This window comes from Myxococcus xanthus (assembly GCF_006402735.1).
Classification (GTDB): Bacteria; Myxococcota; Myxococcia; order Myxococcales; family Myxococcaceae; genus Myxococcus; species Myxococcus xanthus_A.
In genome coordinates, this window is record NZ_CP017174.1 from 5,628,365 (window position 1) to 5,648,050 (window position 19,686).

The following is a 19,686-nucleotide window of genomic DNA, read 5'->3' on the forward strand; positions in this document are numbered from 1 at the left end:
CTCTTCAATCAGCCAGCGCGGCGAGCTTCTCCGCGAGGAGCGCCTCGGCTTCGTCGTCCGAGAGTTGCTTGACGTTGTTGACGATCGCGGCTTCGAGCGCGGCGGCTTCATCCCGCGGCTGCTCGGCCTGGGTCGTGATGGGAAGTTGCAGTTGTTCAGCCAGGTGCACGACGAGCGCCGCCACCGTCGGGTGCCGCCAGACCAGCGTCGCGGGAAGCCTCAGGCCCAGGCTGGCTTCGAGCCGGTTGCGAATCTCCAGCCCCATCAGGGAGTCCAACCCCATGCTGCCCAGGGGCTCCTGCGGATCGATTCGCGAAGGCACCAGCCGGAGCACATGGCCGGCCTGCTCGCACAGGTGCGCTTCCAGCAACGACGCTCGCTTCAGCACCTCCGCGGCCCGGAGCGTCTCCACGAAAGCACCGCGAACAGCGGGAGTATTCGCGGCGCTGGCCTGCTCACGCGCCAGACGTGACAGGAAGGGCGAGCGCGCCGCCGTCAGGTAGAACTCGCTCCACTGCCGCAGGTCGAAACGCATCACCACCACACGCGACAGAGGGCTGCTCAGGATGCGGCTCAACGCCTCCAGCGCTTGCGACGGTGGCATGGTGTCCACGCCGCGCTGGGTGATGCGTTCCCCGCGCGCCTCGGCCGCCGCGGCCAGGCCCACGCCGGCCCAAGCCCCCCAGTCAACGCTCAGCGCCGGCAGGCCGAGCCCACGCCGGTACGCAGCCAGCGCATCGAGGAAGACGTTGGCCGCCGCGTAGTTCCCTTGCCCCGGCGAGCCCAGCAGCGAACCCGCCGCGGCGAACAACACGAAGTGCTCCAACGGCGCCGATGCCGTCAGCGTGTGCAGATGCCAGGCGCCGTGGACCTTGGGCTCCATCACCGTGCGCAGACGCTCGGCGGTGAGGTTCACCAGCACGCCGTCATCAAGGACCGCCGCCGCGTGGAAGACACCCCGGAGTGGAGGCATCTCCGCCGCCACTTCCCCCAGCACCCGCTCCAGGTCCGGGCGCGCCGCCACGTCCGCCTTGAACACCCGGACTTCGACGCCGCCGGCACGCAGTGCCTCCAGCACCGGCTGCGCCTCCGCAGACGCGCCCTTGCGCCCCAGCAAGGCCAGGTGGCGGGCACCCCGGTCGACCAGCCACTCCGCGAGCTTCAGGCCCAGGCCACCCAGGCCGCCGGAAATCAGGTACGTGGCATCGGCTCGCAACTCCGCCGGCGCCGCCGTGCCGCGCTCCATGCGCGACAGCCGCGCCACGAACCGCGCGGAGCCCCGGAGCGCGACCTGCTCCTCCAGGCTCGACGCGAGGAGCTCATCGGCCAGCACCCGAGCCTGGACCTCATCGCGAGCCCCCAGGTCCACGCTGCAGCACCGGAGTTCGGGATGCTCCAATGTGAGCACGCGTCCCAAACCCCAGAGTGGCGCCTGCTCGACATGGGCCACCTGCTCACCCGGCTTGACGGCCTGGACACCTTCCGTCACCAACCACACCCGAGGCATGTCCCGGAAGCCCGACGCGACCAGGGCCTGCGTGAGGTGGAGCGCGCTTGCCGCGCCAAGCGTGCGCGCCTTCACCAGCGCATCCGTGCCAGCCTCAAGACCGGGCACATCCAGGCTGAAGAGGTGCACGACACCACGGCACGCGGGACGCCCGGCGCCGAACTCCGCGTCGAGAATCCGCGTGAATCCCTCCGCTCGTGACGGGTCCACCACGTAGTGGCCGGGCTCGACGAGGCGGGGCTCCTCACCGTGGGAGACGAGGATGCAACGTTCCCCGCGCTCGCTCAGCACGGCACGCAGCTTCGCGCCGAAACCAGCACGGTCCGCGAGCACCAGCCAGGTGCCGGGCGTGGACTCCGAGACGGCCGTGGGCGTCTCACGCGGCTCTTCCTGCCAGTCCACCCGGTACATCCACCGGTCGATTTCATCCGCGGACCGGCGCCGCACCGCATCCAGGCGGCGCGCCATCAGGCCGCGGGCCTCCATCAGGACGTTGCCCTCCGCGTCCACCAACGTCACATCGGCTTCAATCGAGCCTGGGCCACTGCCCGTGCCCGGCCGGACACGAGCGTGACTCCACAGCGCACGTCCGGGCCGCCCGTGCATGCGCAGCGAGTCCACCGCCACCGGGACGAACGTCTCTCCCCTGCGGTCCCCCAGCCCCGCGCCGTTGATGGCTTGCAAGCAGGCATCCAGCAGCGCCGGATGGAGCTGATGCGCCGTCATCTCCGCCGCGACGGAAGGTGACAACTCCAGGCGCGCCACCGCCTCGCCCTCCCCCTTCCACATCTCCTTCACCAGGCGGAAGCTGGGACCGAAGTCGACGCCCCGCTCCAGCATGAGCTGGTAGTGCGTCTCGCCCTCCAGGAGCTCGGGGCACCGCGCCCGCGCCTCGTCGAGCGCGAAGGGCTCCGCTCCCGTACTCTCACTCAGTCGCCCTTCGGCGTGCAGTGTCCAGGCTCCGGCGCCTTCCACCGGACGGCTGAAGACCTGGAAGCGACGGGTGCCATCCGCCTCCGGGATGACGCGCATCTGAACCGACAGCGCCTCTTCCCGAGGGAGCACCATCATCTCCTGGAAGATGACGTCCTCCAGCGCGAGCCGTGCCGGCCCGAAGGCCTCGGCGGCCCCAGCGAGCGCCATCTCCAGGTACCCGGTGCCGGGGAGCACGACCTCCCCGTGGACGACGTGGTCCGCCAGATACGAAGGGCTGTCCGCGTACAGCTCCGTCTGCCACAGGTGCGCGCCGTCCTGTCCCGCCAGGGACAGGTGCGTGCCCAGTAGCGGGTGGTGGCCCGCGTCCCGGGCACGACGGGTCCGCGTGGACGACTCAATCCAGAAGCGCTCGTGCCGCCACGGGTACGTGGGCAGCGCCGCGAGCCGGCCCCGCACGGGGTGCTGGCGCTTGAGGTCCACCTCGTGCCCCACGGCGTAGAGCGCGCCCAGGGACGACAACATCGCCCCGCGCTCGTCTTCGTCACGGCGGAGCGAGGGCAGCACCGTCCCCTCTCGCCCGAGGTGCCGCAGGTGTTGCTCCACGGCGGGCAGGAGGATGGGATGCGGGCTCAGCTCGATGAAGAGGTCATGGCCGTCGACCGCGAGCTTCTCGATGGCCTTCGAGAACAGCACCGGCTCGCGCAGGTTGTCCGCCCAGTAGCCGGCACGGAACTCCGCGCCATCCGTCATCCGTCCCGTCACCGTCGAGCAGATGGGCACACGGGACGCGCGCGGCGCGAGGTCCTGGAGCGCCGCGAGCAGGTCGGGCCGCAGCGGGTCCATCTGCGGACTGTGCGAGGCCACATCCACCTTCACGAAGCGGCAGAAGACGTCCCTTTGCTTGAGGCGCTGGGCGATGTCCTCCAAGGCCCCAGGAGCACCCGACAGCACCGTGGAGCGCACGCTGTTGCTCACCGCGACGGAGACCTGCGACTCCCAGCCGTGAAGGGCCTGCTTCGCCTCTTCCAAAGTCAGGTCCACCAGCAGCATGGAGCCCTGCCCGCTCACGCCTCGAAGCAGCCGGCTGCGGCGGCAGATGACCTTCGCCGCGTCCTCCAGGCTCAGCGCTCCGGCCACATGCGCCGCGGCCACCTCGCCCATGCTGTGCCCCACCACGGCGTCGGGCTCGATGCCCCAGGCGCGCCACAACTCCGCCAGCGCCACTTCCATGGCGAAGAGAACGGGTTGGATGACGTCGATTTCATGGAGGCGGCCCTTGCCCTCTTCGGCGGCCAACTCACCCAGGACGCTGAAGCCCGCGCACGCATGGATGGCCGCGTCGCAGCGCTCCATGGCCTCGCGGAACGCCGTCTCCTCTGCCAGCAGCTTCCGGCCCATGCCCAGCCACTGCGAGCCCTGTCCCGGGAACACGAAGACGACCCGGCGCCGGGTCTGCCCCAATGCACGCCCCGTGGACGCGCCCGGCACGGGCTCACCACGCGCGAAGGCGCCCAGCTTCTCCTCGAGTTCAGCGTGTGTGTGTCCCGAAAGCGCGAGGCGGTGCTCATGGCGGGAGCGCGACAGGGCCGCCGTGGCGCAGACGTCGCGGAGTGACACCTCCGGATGCGCGGCGAGCCAGTGCGCGTGGCTCCCTGCCATGACCTGGAGCGCCTCCGGGCTGCGCGCCGACAGCACGAGCAACTCCGCGCCCCGAGCGGGGACGGCGGGCCGTGATGACGGCACCGGCGGCTCCTGCAAGATGACGTGGGCGTTGGTGCCGCTGATGCCAAACGCGCTCACGCCGGCGAGGCGAGGCTGCTCGGAGCGGGGCCACGGCTGGAGCGCCGTGGGAACGACTACGGGCGCCCCGTCCAGGACGATGTCCGGGTTGAGGCGGTGGAAGTGCAGGTTCGGAGGAATCGCCTCGTGGCGCAGCGATAGGGCCGTCTTCAGGATGCCCGTGAGGCCCGCCGTCGCTTCGAGGTGCCCGACGTTCGTCTTCACCGAGCCCACGTAGAGTGGCGTATCCGCCCGCCGTCCCGCGCCCAGCACCCGCGCCAGCGCTTGCAGCTCGATGGGGTCGCCCAGCGATGTGCCCGTCCCGTGCGCCTCGACAAAGGAGACCTGCGAGGGCTTCAGCCCCGCGCTCGCCAGCGCCTGCTCGATGACCCGCTCCTGCGCCGGCCCGTTGGGCACCATCAGCCCACTGCTGGCGCCGTCCTGGTTCACCGCCGAGCCCGCGACGAGCGACAGAATCTCATCACCATTGGCCAGCGCATCCGAGAGCCGCTTGAGCACCAGGACGACGCAGCCCTCCGCGCGCACGAAGCCATTGGCGGCGGCATCGAAGCTCTTGCACCGTCCGTCCGGCGCCAGCCCTCGGCTGCTGGAGAGGGCAACTGTCGGGTCCGGCATCAGCATGAGGTTGACGCCAGCGGAGAGCGCCAGGTCGCACTCGCGGTTGCGCAGGCTCTGGCAGGCCACGTGGAGCCCCACCAGCGACGACGAGCACGCCGTGTCGATGGACATGCACGGCCCCTGGAGGCCCAGCGTGTACGCCAGTCGGCCCGCCGCCGCGTTCAGCGAGGTCCCCGTCAGGTGATAGATGTCAGGCGCATCGCCGAGCTGCCGCGCCTGGAGCTGCGCGTAGTCGCTGCCGATGATGCCCAGGAAGACACCGGACTTGCTTCCCGCGAGCTGGTCCGGTGGTTGACCCGCGCGCTCCAGCGCCTCCCACGCGACCTCCAGCAGCATTCGCTGCTGCGGGTCCATGCGCGAGGCTTCCCGGGGCGAGACGCCGAAGAAGGCGGCGTCGAACTGGTCCACGCCGTCAATGAAGCCGCCCCAACGCGCATAGGTGCGGCCCCGCTTGCTCGGGTCAGGGTCGAAGAGCGCCTCCGCGTCCCACCGCTCACGCGGCACCTCGGTGATGGCGTCCACGCCCTGGCTCAGCAGGCGCCAAAAGGCCTCGGGTGTCCGCACGCCGCCGGGAACGCGGCAGGACGCACCGACGATGGCGATGGGCTCCGAGCGCGCGCGCTTGAGGGCTTCGCTCTCCGCGTGCAGGTCGAGCGCCAGCAACGCGAGCCTCTTGGGAGAGAGGCTCGAAATCTTCTCGTAGAATTCCTTGCTCATCGCAGTCGTCCGATTCAGCTCAGCTTCTGGGCAATCAACCGCTCGACTTCGTCGTCCGACAGCTCGGTGACCTGCGCCAGCCGCTCCGACAGGTCACCGATGTCCGAAGGCACCGGGGATGACTTCTGCACGGGAGCCGCCGCCACCGTGGGCAGCGGGATGTCCACCGCGGTGACGCTCCCCGCCAGACGCTTCGCCAGCGCCAGGACGGTGGGATGGTCGAACGCGAGACTCGCCGGCAGCTCCTTCTCGAGTCCGCGCTGCAACACGTTGCGCAGCTCCACGGACATCTGGGACGTCATCCCCATCTGGAAGAAGCCACGGTCCGCGGGGGGCAGGTCGCTGGGAGCGAAGCCGAGAATGCGCCCCACCTCGCCCTGGATGCGCTGCACGAGCGTGTCGAACCGGCGATCGGCAGGGAGCGCCTTCAACTCCGAGAGCAACCGTGCGCGCGCGGTGGCCCCACCACCTGTGGCCGGCGACGCCGCGCCCATGTTCAGCAGGAAGGGCCGGCGACGCCGAGCCTCCCAGATGGGCTTGAGCACGGACCAGTCCACGGAGGCGACCGTCTTGTGGCTCACGCCCGACCGCAGCACCTGTCCCATCGCATCAAGCGCGCGCTCCGAGGCCATGGGGTTCAACCCGAAGCGTGCGTAGCCCCGTGCGTTGTCGGCGCGCTCGCCGCCAATCTCGTCCCACGTCCCCCAATGAATGGTGGTCGCGGGCAGCCCTTCGGCCCGGCGGTGGTGAGCCAGCGCTTCCAGGAACTGGTTTCCCGCCGCGTAGTGCGCCAGGCCGGAGGCGCCCCACAGCGTGGACGTCGACGAGAACATCACGAAGAAGTCGAGTTCGAGCCCGCGCGTCAGCTCGTGCAGCACCCAGCTTCCGAGCACCTTCGGACGCATCATCGCCGTCGCGGCGGCGACATCCAGGTCCTCCAGCCGGCACTCCGTGATGAGCGCGGCGGCATGAATCACACCGCGCAGCGGAGGCAGCGTCGCCGCCGTGTCGCGTAGGAGTGCCACCATCCGCTCGCGGTCCGCCACGTCCGCGGCCATGGGCGTGACAGTCGCCCCGAGCGCCCGGAGCGACTCGAGCTCCTCGCGGCGCCGCACCGACGCCGCATCGCTCGCTCCGGAGACCCCACTGCGGCCCAGCAGCACCAGGTGCCGCGCGCCCCGCTCCACCAGCCACCGCGCCACCTTCAGCCCCAGCCCGCCCAGGCCTCCCGAGACGAGGTACGTCGCGTCCGAGCGCAGGCGCAGGGCCTCCTCGGCCGTCCCCGCTCGTCCACGTGTGAGCCGGGGAACCAGCGAGCGCCCATCGCGGAAGGCGAGCTGGTCCTCTCCATCCGTTCCGAACGCGGAGACTTCCCGCAGCACCGAGGTGACTTCTTCTGGCGACCGCGTCGGCGGCAGGTCGATGAGGCCGCCCCACACGCCCGGCTGTTCCAGCGAGACGCTCCGGCCCATGCCCCACAGAGGCGCCTGGGCCAGCGACACACGTTCGGTCCCCACGCCCGTGACCTGCGCACCCCGCGTCACGACCCAGAGCCGCGCACGCCCTGGCACCTCCATGAGGGCCTTCACCAGGTGCAGCGCCGCCACCGTGGACGCGGGTACTGCCGTCTGCCCATCCAACGTTTCGTCGAGGCCCCACAGGAAGAGCGCCCGGCCTTCGTGTCCTGCCGAGAGCGCTGGAAGCTCTCGCAGCAAGCGCGCCATGTCCTCCGGCCGCTGCGGGTCCACCACGAAGCTTCGCGTACCCTGGCGCTGGAAGGCGTCCCCCGCGGTCACCGTGACAAAAGGGCTGCCCTGACGCCGCAGTTCCTCGGCGAAGGCCGCGCCCCAACCACCCCGGTCCGCGAACACAAGCCAATCCGTGGGAGCCGCCTGGGGTGTCCCCGCCGGCCGCGCCTCCCACGTCACGTCGAGGAACCAGTCCTGCGCGCGGACCTCCCCCAACACCTCGAGCAGCCGATCCGCCGCCACGTGCCGCAACCGGACACCGCGCGCCACCGCGACCGGGCGACCATCCGCGTCCAGCAGGGACAGTGTGCCCAGCCGCTCCTCAGGACGAGACGCGGACGAAATGGATACGTGAGCCCACCGGACGTCCACGCTGCCAGGGACGCACTCGAAGGATTCGAGCCCCAGGGGCATGAAGAGCGCCGCCTGCCCTGGCTCGGCCGCCAGCGCAATCGCCAGCGTCTGGAGCCCGGCGTCCAGCAACGCGGGATGAAGCTGATACTGGGACGCTTCCTGAAGTCGCTCCGCGCCCAGTACCACCCGGCCCAGCGCCTCCCCCGGCCGCCGCCACGCCTCGCCCAGTGTCCGCAGCGGCTCGTCGTACTGGACGTTGCAGCGCTCCAGCTCGCCGTAGACCGCCGCGCCCGGGACATGCTCCACACAGCGCGCACGGACCGCGTCGATGGACGCCAACGCGCCCAGGGAAGCACTGAGCACCTGGACATGGCCCCGGCAATGGCGCACCCATCCCGTCTCGGACGAGGCCCCGCCCACCGCGCGGCTGTGGATGTGGAACTCGTGCTTGCCTCCTGCCTCCGAAGAGAGGTGGACCTGCACGAGCCGCCGCGGGGTCTCCGTCAGCACCAGCGCCCGCTCGAACTCGACGCCGGACAGCACCCGGTCCCCAGTGCCCAACGCATCGGCGGCGGCGCTCAGCCCGAGCTCCACCAGCGCCGAGGCTGGAACGACCGCGACGCCACCCAACCGGTGCGCACCGAGCCACGGCAGCGAGTTGCTCCCCAGTTCCAGCTCGAAGACCTGGCCATCGACGCCGTGAGCCACGCTCACCGGCCGGCCCTTGAGAGACGTCACCGGCTCGACCATCGCGGCCACGGGCGTGGCCACCGCATCCAGCCAGTACCGCTTGTGCTGCCAGGGATAGGTGGGCAGCGGGAGCGGCGTCCCACCCTCCGGGAAGAAGCGCTTCCACTGCACGGGGAATCTCGCGCGGTACAACGCGCCCACGGACTCCAGCAGCACCGTCCGCTCGGCCTCCTCGCGGCGCAGGGACGGAAGCGTCACGCCCTCGCGCCCCACGTGCTGCAGACACCGCTCCACGGAGGGAAGCAGAATCGGGTGCGGGCTCATCTCCAGGAAGACGGAGTGCCCCGCCTCGGCGAGTTGCAGCACCGACGAGGAGAAGAGCACCGGGTCGCGCAGATTGCGGACCCAGTAGGCGGCATCAAAGCCGGAGCCGTCGCAGGAGGCGCCGGTCACCGTGGAGAGAATGGGCACGCTGGAGCGTCCGGGCCGCACCGTCGAGAGCACGGAGAGCAGCTCGTCACGCAGCGGGTCCACCTGCGGACTGTGCGAAGCCACGTCGACCTTCACCCAGCGGCAGAAGACGTTGCGCGACTCCAGCTCGGCGCGAATTGATTCGAGCGCGGCATTCTCCCCCGACAGCACCGTGGAGGTCGGACTGTTGCTGACCGCGATGGCCACGCGGTCCTCGCGGCCCGCCAGCGTCTTGCGCGCGTCCTCCAGGGTCAGCTCCGTCGCGAGCATGGCCCCCTGGCCGCTGATGCGCCGCAGGAGCTTGCTGCGCAGGCAGATGATGGCCGCCGCGTCCTCCAGGGAGAGCGCGCCCGCGACGTGCGCCGCGGCCACCTCGCCCATGCTGTGCCCCACTACCGCGTCCGGCGCGACGCCCCAGGAGCGCCACAGCGCGGACAGCGCCACCGCCATGGCGAACAACACCGGCTGCACGACGTCGATGTCCTGAAGCCGGGAGTCCTCGGCGGGTGCGCGCAGCACGTCGGCCAGACGCCACGTGACGTGGGGCCGCATGGCCGTGTCGATGCGCTCCACGGCCTCACGGAAGACAGGCTCCTGTTCGAGGAGCTGCCGCCCCATGCCGGCCCACTGCGAGCCCTGCCCCGGGAACACGAAGACCGCCTTGCGCCGGGTATCCGTGTCCGTCGCCGCCGGAGCAGGTCCCTCCAAGGCGAACTCCCGAAGCTGCCGCGCCACCGCCCCCGCCGAGTCCCCCGCGACAGCTATCCGGTACTCGTGGTGGGTCCGCCGCAGCGCCGCGGTGAAGCAGACATCCCGGAGCGACACCTCCGGGGACGACGTAAGGACGTCCGCGTACTTCCGGGCCAACGCTTGAAGCGCGGCGGGTGAGCGCGCGGACAGAGGCAGCAGATACGCCCCTTGAGAAGGCGCAGCGGGCGCCGCCGAAGCCACGGGGGCCTCTTCGAGAATCACATGGGCATTCGTTCCGCTGATGCCAAACGAGCTGACCGCGCCCCGGCGCCTGCGCGTCTCCTGCGCGGGCCAGGGGTACAGCTTCGTGGGAACGGTGAGGGCCTCACCGCCGAAGTCGATGCGGGGGTTGAGCCGCTGGAAGTGCGCGAGCGGCGGGACGGCCCCGTGCTGCATCGACAGGACCATCTTGATGATGCCCGCGATGCCCGCGGCCGACTCGAGGTGGCCGATGTTCGTCTTCGCCGCGCCCACCACCAGCGACCGCTCCGCGGTGCGCCCCTGGGCATACACCTCGTGGAGCGCCTCCATCTCGATGGGGTCACCCAACGAAGTCCCGGTGCCGTGGGCCTCGACGCAGTCGATGTCGGCGGGTTCCAGGTTCGCGCTCTGGAGCGCCTGCCGGATGAGCGCCTTCTGCGCGAGCACGTTGGGCGCCGTCAACCCCGCCGACTTGCCGTCCTGGTTGACGGCGGAGCCCCGAATGAGCGCGAGGACGGTGTCCCCCGCCGCCAGCGCATCTGACAGCCGCTTGAGGACGACCACGCCGCAGCCCTCGCCCCGCACGAAGCCGTTGGCGCGGGCATCGAAGGTCTTGCAGCGTCCATCCGGCGCGAGCGCCTGGGCGCGGGACACACGGCTCGACGACAGCGGCGACAGGATGAGGTTGACGCCGCACGCCAGCGCCATGGAGCACTCCTGCTGGCGGAGACTCTGCGCGGCCAGATGTAATGCCACCAGGGATGACGAACACGCGGTGTCCACGGACAGGCTGGGCCCCTGGAAGTCCAGGAGGTACGACAGCCGCCCCGGCACCACGCAGTTGATGGCGCCCGTCACGCTGCTGGAGTCACGGGCGGACGGGTTGCCCACCTGCAACAGCGCGTAGTCGTCGCTGTACACGCCCACGAACACGCCCGTGCGGCTCCCCGCCAGCCGAGACATGTCCTGGCCCGCGTTCTCCAGCGCCTCCCACGCCACTTCCAGGAGGATGCGCTGCTGAGGGTCCATCCGATGCGCTTCGTGCGGAGAGATGCCGAAGAAGTCCGCGTCGAACTGGTCCACCGCGTTGATGAAGGCGCCCCACTTCGCGCCCAGCTTCTCCTGGGCCTCGGGGTCCATCCGCGCCATGTCCTCACGCATCCACCGCGAGGATGGCACCTCGGTGACGGCGTCCACGCCGCTGCACAGGAGGTTCCAGTACGACGCCGGGTCGTTCCCTCCGCCTGGGAAGCGGCAGCCCATGCCGATGATGGCCACGGGCTCCGACCGGCTGCCCTCCACCGCGTCGAGCCGCGACTTGAGGTCCATCGCCAGCAGCGCGAGCCGCTTGGGGGAGTACTGCGCAATCTTCTCCGCGAACGTCGTCATGAGCCTTGCGCCATCCTCTGAGCGAACAGCCGCTCGACTTCTTCTTCCGACAGGTCGTCAATCTCGCTGGCCGTCACATCCGCCTGGGGGGCCTTCGCCGGTGCCACCTCCGGCGCGGACTCGGGGCGCGAGTCCTCCAGCGGGAGCGCCAGCTTCTCCGCCAGGAACGGCGCCAGCGCGGCCACCGTCGGGTAGGTCCACACCACCGTCGCGCTGAGCTTCAGCCCGAGCGCCGCCTCCAGGCGGTTGCGAATCTCCATGCTCATCAGCGAGTCGAGCCCGAAGGTCACGAGCGGTGTCCGTGGCTCGATGCGCGCGGGCGCCATCCGCAGCACCCCGCCAATCAGCTCGCGCAGGTGCGTATCCAGCAAGCCGCGACGCTCGGACGCACGGGCCGCTTCGAGTTGCTCTCGAATCCGGCTCTTGCCCGCGCTCACAGCGGGCCGGCTGGACGGCTCCTGCGCCAGCTTCGTGAAGTACGGCGACTGCGCCGCGGCCAGATAGAAGCCCAACCACTGGCGCGGCTCGAAGGCCATGACGCTGAGCTGCGGCCGCGCCTGTCCCAGCAGCATGCCAAGCGCCGTCAGCGCCTTGTCCGGCGCCATGCCTCCCAGGCCACGTGCCTCCAGGCGCTCACCGCGGATGGACTGCGCCGCCGCGAGTCCCACCTGCGTCCAGGTGCCCCAGTTGATGCTCAGCGCGGGCAACCCCTCCGCCCGGCGGGCCTGGGCCAGCGCGTCCATGAAGGCATTCGCCGACGCGTAGTTCGACTGTCCCGGCGTGCCCAGCGAAGCGGCCACGCTGGAGAACAGCACGAAGTGCTCCAGCGGCAGGTGTCGCGTCTGCGCGTGCAGGTTCCAACTGCCCAGAACCTTCGGTGCAGACACCGAGGCGAAGCGCGCCTCGGTGAGGTTGAGCAACAGTCCGTCCTCGAGGAGTCCCGCGGCATGGAACACTCCACGCAGCGGGGGCATCGCTTCCTCCACCCGAGCCAACGCGCCCGTCACGTCCTCGAGCCGCGCGACGTCGCCCTGGAAGGACTCCACCCGAGCGCCGGCCTCACGAAGCGCCGCAAGCGCCTGCTCCGCCTCCGCGGAGGGAGCGCGGCGGCCCATCAGCAGCAGGTGACGTGCGCCCTGAGAAACGAGCCAGCGCGCGAGTTCCAGCCCCAGGCCACCGAAGCCCCCCGTGATGAGGTAGGTGCCATCCTCGCGCAGCAGCGTCGCCGGTTCACGGGCGGACAGCGCATCCGCCGCCCGAGACAGCCGCGCCACCAGTCGCGTGCCCCCCCGCCACGCGGTCTGGTCCTCGAACGAGGTTGATGACAGCTCCCGCAGGAGCGCATCCGCCGCGACGTCCGCGCCGCCTTCCAGGTCCACACGGGTGCAGCGCAGCTCCGGTTGCTCCACCGCCAGCACCTGCCCCAACCCCAGGAGCGGAGCCTGCGCCACCGCGACACGTTCCGCCGCCTTGCCCGCGGAACGTGCCCCACGTGTGGCCAGCCAGAGCCGGGGCGCATCCCGCCAGCCCGCCCCCGAAAGCGCCTGCACCAGGTGCAGCACGCTGGTGGTCCCCAGCCGCCGCGAGTCCTCCAGCGACTGTGGCGTCAGCGCATCCGTTGAGGCCATGTCCAGGCTCCACAGGTGCACCACGCCGCGGCAAGGCGGAACGCCAGCGCCCAACAGGTCCGTGAGCAACCGGCGCCAGTGCTCCGGATTCCGGGGGTCCACCTCGGCACTCCGCGGTCCGGTCACCCGGTACGCCTCACCCGGCGCGACGAGCACGCACGTCTCGCCTCGCGTCCGGAGCTGCGCGGACAGCCGCTGCCCCACCCCGCCGCCGTCCTGGAGAATCAGCCAGCTTCCCGGCGTGTGCTCGGGCCACGCCAGCTCCGCCGGCAGCGGCCGCTCCTCCCAGTCCACCTGGTAGAGCCACGCGCCAAGCTCCTTGCGGGCGGAGGCGCCCGCATCCAGGCGGTACAGGCGCAGCGCTTCGAGCTCCAGCAGCACCTGGCCCTGCTCATCCAGCAACCAGAAGTCGAAGGTGCGCTCACGCGCGCTCTCGTCCCCTTCCCCACGGACCTTCACTCGCGCCCAGGCCGCGCGCCCGGGACGCTGGAAGAAACGAATCCGCCCGATGCCCACCGGCACATGCGTCGCTGGAGCGGACGTCGCGGTCAGCGGAGCAAGGAGCTCCACCGCCACCTGCAGTCCCGCATCCAGCAGCGCGGGGTGGAGCCGGTACGCACCCGCCTCCAAGGCCACCGTGTCGGAGACCTCCAGGCGTCCCAGTGCCTCCTGCTCACTGCGCCAGATGTCCCGCAGACCCTGGAACGTCGGGCCATACATGAGGCCTTGCGCCTGCCGGCGCTGGTAGTGCGCTTCAGCGGAGACCGCCACCGTGACGCGCGCCCGGAGCGCCTCGGGTGATTCAACAGCCGCGCCCGCACGTGCCTCCCGCCGAACCGTCCCCGCCGCGTGCTTGCGCCAGGCCGTCTCGCCCTCCGCGCGGCTGGCAATCTGGAAGGTGGCGCGGCCCGGCTCCTCCTCGGACAGCACCACCTGCACGCGCCTCGACTGGCCCGGCTCCAGCGCGAGCATCTCACTGAAGGAGACGTCCTCCAGCACGAGCCCCGTCTCGCCCAGCACCTCCGCGCCGGCGCTCAGCGCCATCTCCACGTAACCAGCGCCCGGGAAGACAACGTCCCCCCACACGCAGTGGTCGGCCAGATAGGGGAACGCCGCCGTGCTCACGGTCCGCTCCCAGAAGTGAGTCCCGGGTTGGACGGACGAAGAGAGTGAACCACCGATGAGGGGATGTCCCTTCCGGTCCTCGAGGACCACTCCCCCCGGCTGCGCATCCACCTCCACCTCGTCCGGGAGCCAGAAGCGCTCCCGCTGCCACGGGTACCGAGGGAGCGCGACGACACGGCCCTTCACCGGGTGCAGCGCCTTCCAGTCCACCGCGCAACCCCAGGCGTACAGCGCCGCGAGGGACTCCAGCAGGCCGCGCCGCTCGGGCGTCTGTCGCCGCAAGGACGCAAGCGCGATAGCGCCCTGTTTCGACTCGCGCAGCGTCTCCTCGATGGGCGCGAGCAACACCGGGTGTGGGCTCACCTCGACCAGCACCGTGAAGCCATCCGCCAGGAGTTGCTCGACAGCACCGTGGAACAGCACCGGCTCGCGCAGGTTGCTGACCCAGTAGGCCGGGTGGAAGTCCGCACCGTCGCTCGTCTGGCCCGTCACCGTGGAGTAGATGGGCACGGGCGCCCCTTGAGGCGCGACACCATCGAGCACCCGCAGGAGGTCATCCTTCAGCGAGTCCATCTGCGGACTGTGAGAGGCGACGTTGACCTTCACCCGGCGGCAGAAGACGCCCTGGCTTTCGAGCTGCGGCAGCAGCGACTCCAATGCGTCGGTGTCACCCGAGAGCACCGTGGAGCGCGCGCTGTTGCTGACCGCGACGGAGAGCCGCGTCTCGTGGCCGGCCAGCGCCTCGCGGGCCTGCTCCAGCCCCAGTTCTACTACCGCCATGGCCCCCTGCCCGCTCTTGCGGCGCAGGAGCTGGCTGCGCAGGCAGATGATGCGCGCCGCGTCCTCCAGGCTCAGCGCGCCCGCGACGTGCGCCGCGGCCACCTCGCCCATGCTGTGCCCCACCACCGCGTCCGGCGCGATGCCCCACGAGCGCCACAGTGCCGCCAACGCCACCTGCATGGCGAAAAGCACCGGCTGCACCACGTCGATGTCCTGCAGACGCGAATGCTGCTCGTCCGCCAGCAGTTCCGCCGAGAGCGACCAGTCCACGTGCGGCCGCATGGCCTGCTCGCACGCCTCGATGGCGGACCGGAACACCGGCTCCTCACGCAGGAGCTGACGCCCCATGCCCAGCCACTGGGAGCCCTGTCCCGGGAAGACGAAGGCCACCTTGGCCCGTCCCTCGGGACTCACCCGTCCCTCACTCACACCCGGCGGGAGCTCCCCCCGCGTGACGGCGTCCAGCGCCTCCGCCAGCTCCCGTCGCGAGCCGCCCACCACCGACAAGCGGTGGGACAAGTGGCCGCGGCGCACGCTCGCGGTGTAGGTGACGTCATCGAGCGGCGCGCCCGGCTCCCCACCCAGGAAGTCGCGCCAGTCCGCGGCCAGCGCCTTGAGTGCCTCCGGGCTCCGCGCCGACAGGGGCAGCAGGTGCACGGCCTCCCCGTCATGGTCCACCCCACGCGTGGCGAGTGCATCCCACCGGACCGGCTGTCCCGACGCGTAGAGCATGCCCAACGAATCGAACAGCGTGGCGCGCTCGTCCTCCTGCCGCCGCAGGGAGGGCACCACGCGGCCCTGCCGCCCCAGGTGCTTCAGCGTCGCGTCGATGGGGTGCCGCAGAATCGCATGCGGACTGACCTCCAGGAACGTGTCGTAGCCCTCCTGGATGGTGTGGGAGAGCGCGCCGGTGAAGAGCGTGGGCCACGCGATGTTCCGCACCCAGTGGGAGGCGTCCGCGCTCGTGCCGTCGATCTCCGCGCCGGTGATGGACGAAATCAGGGGAACGCGCGACGGGCGGGGCCGGATGTCCCAAAGCTCCTCGGTCAACGCGTCCGCCAGCACGTCCATGCGGGGGCTGTGCACCGGAACGTCGATGTCCACCTGCCGGCAGAAGACTCCGCGCTGTTGCAGCGACGCGAGCACCTCGACCAGTGCGTCCACATCCCCCGACAACACCGTCGAACCCGCGCCCGAGTCGATGGCGCGGAACAACCGCCCCTCGTAGCCCACGAGCAGTTCGGCGGCCTCCGCCCATGGGACGCCCACGACCGCCAGGCTGCCCTTGCCCGCCTGGGTGTGCATCAGCCGGCTCTCGGCGCAGACGACGCGGAGGGTGTCCTCGATGTCCAGGACTCCCGCCGCATACGCCGCCGACACCTCGCCGATGCTGTGCCCCACCACGGCGCCGGGCTCGATGCCCCACGAGCGCCAGAGGTCCGTCAGGGCCATCTCCACCGACACAATCGCGGGCAGCCCGATGTCGAGCCGGCCCAGCCGCGCCGCCGCGTCGTCAGCGGCCAGCACTTCCAGCAGCGACCAACCTTCGTACTCCCGGATGAGCGCATCGCAGCGCAGCAGCGTCGCCCGGAACACGGGCTCGGCGTCCAGCAACGGCAGGCCCATGCGGGGCCACTGGCAGCCGTGTCCCGAATAGACGAATACCGGCTTGCGGACCGCGACCTCCGCCACCGTCCCCACGGACACACCTGGGCGCGGCACTCCCGCCAGGAAGCTCTCCAGGCCCGCACGAAGGTCCTTCCGGGTCCGGACCGTCACCGTCAGGCGGTGCGCATGCGTGCCCGCGTCCAGCTCGGCCGCGCGGAGCAGCTCGGCCAGCGGCAGGTGCTCCCGGGCCGTCACGCGGCCCAGCAGACCCTGCGCGGCGCCACGCAGCGCCTCCGCCGTCTCACCCGACAGGTGGAGGAGCCGTGCCTCGGGGAGGCTCGCCTCTTCCATCACGATGTGGCAGTTCGCGCCCCCGAAGCCGAAGGAACTGACGCCCGCGATGAGCTTCCGGTCGGGCTCCGGCCAGTCGCCCAGGGTGTGGTGGACCGACAGGCCCATCGCCTCGAAGGGAATGAGCGGATTGGGCTTCTCGTAGTGGAGGCTGGCTGGAAGCGCGCGGTGCTTGATGCACAGCGCGGTCTTGATGAGCCCGGTGATGCCCGCCGCGGCCTCCAGGTGCCCGATGTTCGTCTTGCAGGAGCCAATGAGCAGGGGCTTGCCCTCGGGCCGTCCCGCGCCGAGCACCTCGCCCAGGGCCTGTGCCTCCAGCGGGTCTCCCAGCTGCGTGCCGGTGCCATGCGCCTCGACGTACTGCACCTCCGCCGGCTCGACACCCGCGCTGGCGCATGCCTGACGGATGACCTCCGCCTGCGCCTTGGGGTTGGGCGCGGTGAGGCCGTTGCTGCCACCATTGTTGTTGATGGCACTGCCGCGGATGACGCAGTAGATGGCGTCGCCGTCCGCGAGCGCCAGGGAGAGCGGCTTGAGCACCGCCACACCCGCCCCCTCGCCGCGCACGAAGCCGTTGGCGCGGGCATCGAACGTGTAGCAGCGCCCGTCTGGAGAGAGGGCCCCCAGCTTGGACAGGGACACCGTGCTCTCGGGGGCGATGGTGAGATTCACACCGCCCACCAGGGCCAGCGTCGACTCGCCCCTGCGCAGGCTCTCACAGGCCAGGTGCACCGCCGTGAGCGAGGACGAGCAGGCCGAGTCGATGGAGAAGCTCGGCCCTCGCAGCCCCAGGACGTAGGAGACCCGGTTGGCCAGGACGCTGTGGTGATAGCCCGTGGACGTGTACGAGGAGATGCGCTTCATGCCGAAGCGCTGCAGCGTCATCTCGTAGTCCATCCACGCGGCGCCGAAGCAGACCGCCGTGGGTGAGCCCTGTAGCCGGTCCGCGGCGATGCCCGCGTCCTCCAGCGCCTCCCAGCTCAGCTCCAGCATGAGCCGCTGCTGCGGGTCCATGTGGAGCGCCTCCTTCGGCGAGATGCCGAAGAAGAGCGGGTCAAAGCCATCCACGCGATCCAGGTAGCCGCCCCAGCGGGAAATCACCTTGCCGGGCGCCGCGGGGTCTCGATCATAGAGGCGGTTGACGTCCCACCGGTCCGGCGGCACTTCCGTGATGGCATCCGTCCCACCCACGAGCAGGCGCCAGAAGGCCTCCGGATCCGGCGCCTGGGGATAACGACAGGCCAATCCAATAATGGCGATGGGCTCATGGGCCCGGGCAATACGTGCCAGGGAGTGCGAAGACGCCCCATCCTGCTCACCCGCGAGGTATCGGGCCAACGCATCCAGCGTGGGATACTCCCAGGCAAGCGTGGGAGACAATGAACGCCCCAGCATCGCCCCCACCTCCGCGATGAAACCGGTGGCCTTCAGCGAATCAAGCCCATACAGACTGAAGCGCTCCCGGACATCCAGAGTGTGAGCCTCGATTCCCAATCGCTGAGCAAGGACCGCGCTCAAACGAGCCCGCACTTCGGCCAAACCCGCCTTCGACAACCCATTTTGTGGCGACACTCGGACCTCTAACTGGCACGCTCGAAAGCCGGGCTTTGCCTCGGCGAACGAGATGACGACGGACGCAGTCCGCCTCCCCCCCGCGATAGACCCGATACAAGGAAGAGCGGATCAATGCCAAATCCATAACGTTGGCGCAAGCCAATCAGCACGAAACCGTTTCGTGCACTCTCACGAGAACCGGACACTCCAAACGGAGCAACCCATGTCTCTCAATTACCAAGACTCCGACTGACGCATGTTTGATCTGAAAATCAAACATGAGTGACCCCAGTAAAACTAATTAAGAACAGAACGTTCCCAGACCTGGCACGTCAGCCGGGCAGAGTACGCGCCACCGCCATTCCGGGGAAATCTCAGAACCCATACACATAAAACCTATCAGTCGCCCAGCGTCCCCCGGGGCCGATGCCCAGGGGGTTCCACCAGCAAACGCAATGGCCTGGATGTGTCCTCCACACGCCAGCCGGCTCCACCTGATGGGCAGCCCGAGTTCCGCGCCGCGAAGCAATCATCGGGCGCATGAATTCTTATGATAAATCAATACAGCACCGCACTGCAGGCGGCCGGCCCCGCACGGCGCACTGTCAGGAAATTCGATGCCGAACGTCCGCGGCCCCGGACCGCGAGGAGGCAACCCGAATGGAACTTTCCCCAGGCGAAGTGGAGCAGTTCATCGAGCGTGGATTCGTGCGGCTGGACCAGGCGTTTCCCCGCGAGCTGGCGGACACGTGCCGCGAGCTGCTCTGGCGCGACACGGGCTGTGCTCCGGACAATCCGGCCACCTGGAAGCAGCCGGTCATCCGGCTCGGGGACTATGCGCAGGAGCCATTCCGGCTGGCGGCGAACACGCCCCGGCTGCGAGGCGCGTTCGACCAGTTGGTGGGGCCCGGACGCTGGCTCCCCCGAGGCAGCCTGGGCACATTCCCCGTGCGCTTTCCCAGCCCGGACGCGCCCGGAGACGACGGCTGGCATGTCGATGCCAGCTTCCCAGGTGAAGACCCGAGCTCGTTTTTCTCCTGGCGAGTGAATGTGGCGTCGAAAGGCCGCGCCCTACTGATGCTCTTCCTCTTCTCCGACGTGGGAGAGGACGACGCCCCCACCCGCATCCGCGCGGGCTCCCACCGGGACATCGCCCGCGTGCTCGCCCCCGAGGGAGACGCGGGACTGACGTTCATGGAGCTCGCCGGGAAGTTGGACGTGTCGGCCCACCGGCCGCTCGCGCTCGCCACGGGAGAGGCCGGCACCGTGTACCTGTGCCATCCCTTCCTGGTCCATGCCGCCCAGCCGCACCAGGGAACCCGGCCGCGCTTCATGGCCCAGCCGCCGCTCCTGTCCCGCGCCCCCTTCGCGGTTCAGGGCCCGGAGGACGACGCCTCGCCGGTGGCACGCGCCATCCGGCAGGCGCTGAACGAAACGCGCGCGTAGCCCGAGCGTTCCC

At 70.2% G+C, this 19,686-nt stretch carries 4 protein-coding genes; 1 reads left to right on the plus strand and 3 read right to left on the minus strand.

Annotated elements, in window-relative coordinates; all coding sequences use genetic code 11:
• Nucleotides 1–4: 4 nt before the first annotated feature.
• Genes BHS09_RS22895 through BHS09_RS22905 form a run of 3 tightly spaced genes read right to left on the minus strand, consistent with a single transcriptional unit; the run spans nt 5 to nt 18,191 of the window.
• On the minus strand, nt 5–5,578 hold the full coding sequence (locus BHS09_RS22895) for a type I polyketide synthase (RefSeq protein ID WP_140798999.1): 5,574 nt from the start codon (nt 5,576–5,578) through the stop codon (nt 5–7).
• A 14-nt stretch (nt 5,579–5,592) separates the two neighbouring features.
• On the minus strand, nt 5,593–11,181 hold the full coding sequence (locus BHS09_RS22900; protein WP_140799000.1) for a type I polyketide synthase: 5,589 nt from the start codon (nt 11,179–11,181) through the stop codon (nt 5,593–5,595).
• Nucleotides 11,178–18,191, minus strand: coding sequence for a type I polyketide synthase (locus BHS09_RS22905; protein WP_140799001.1), 7,014 nt, complete (start codon nt 18,189–18,191; stop codon nt 11,178–11,180). Before BHS09_RS22905 ends, BHS09_RS22900 begins: the two co-directional genes overlap by 4 nt.
• Before the next feature lie 696 nt (nt 18,192–18,887).
• On the opposite strand from BHS09_RS22905, the gene BHS09_RS22910 reads away from it, so the two are divergent.
• A complete protein-coding gene (locus BHS09_RS22910) occupies nt 18,888–19,673 on the plus strand; it encodes a phytanoyl-CoA dioxygenase family protein (RefSeq protein ID WP_140793225.1) in 786 nt (261 codons plus the stop codon).
• Nucleotides 19,674–19,686 lie beyond the last annotated feature (13 nt).

Excerpts from the sequence above, each read along its gene's own strand:
- BHS09_RS22895 (WP_140798999.1), bottom strand. The coding sequence starts at position 5,578 with ATGAGCAAGGAATTCTACGAGAAGATTTCGAGCCTCTCTCCCAAGAGG.
- BHS09_RS22900 (WP_140799000.1), bottom strand. The coding sequence starts at position 11,181 with ATGACGACGTTCGCGGAGAAGATTGCGCAGTACTCCCCCAAGCGGCTC.
- BHS09_RS22910 (WP_140793225.1), top strand. The coding sequence starts at position 18,888 with ATGGAACTTTCCCCAGGCGAAGTGGAGCAGTTCATCGAGCGTGGATTC.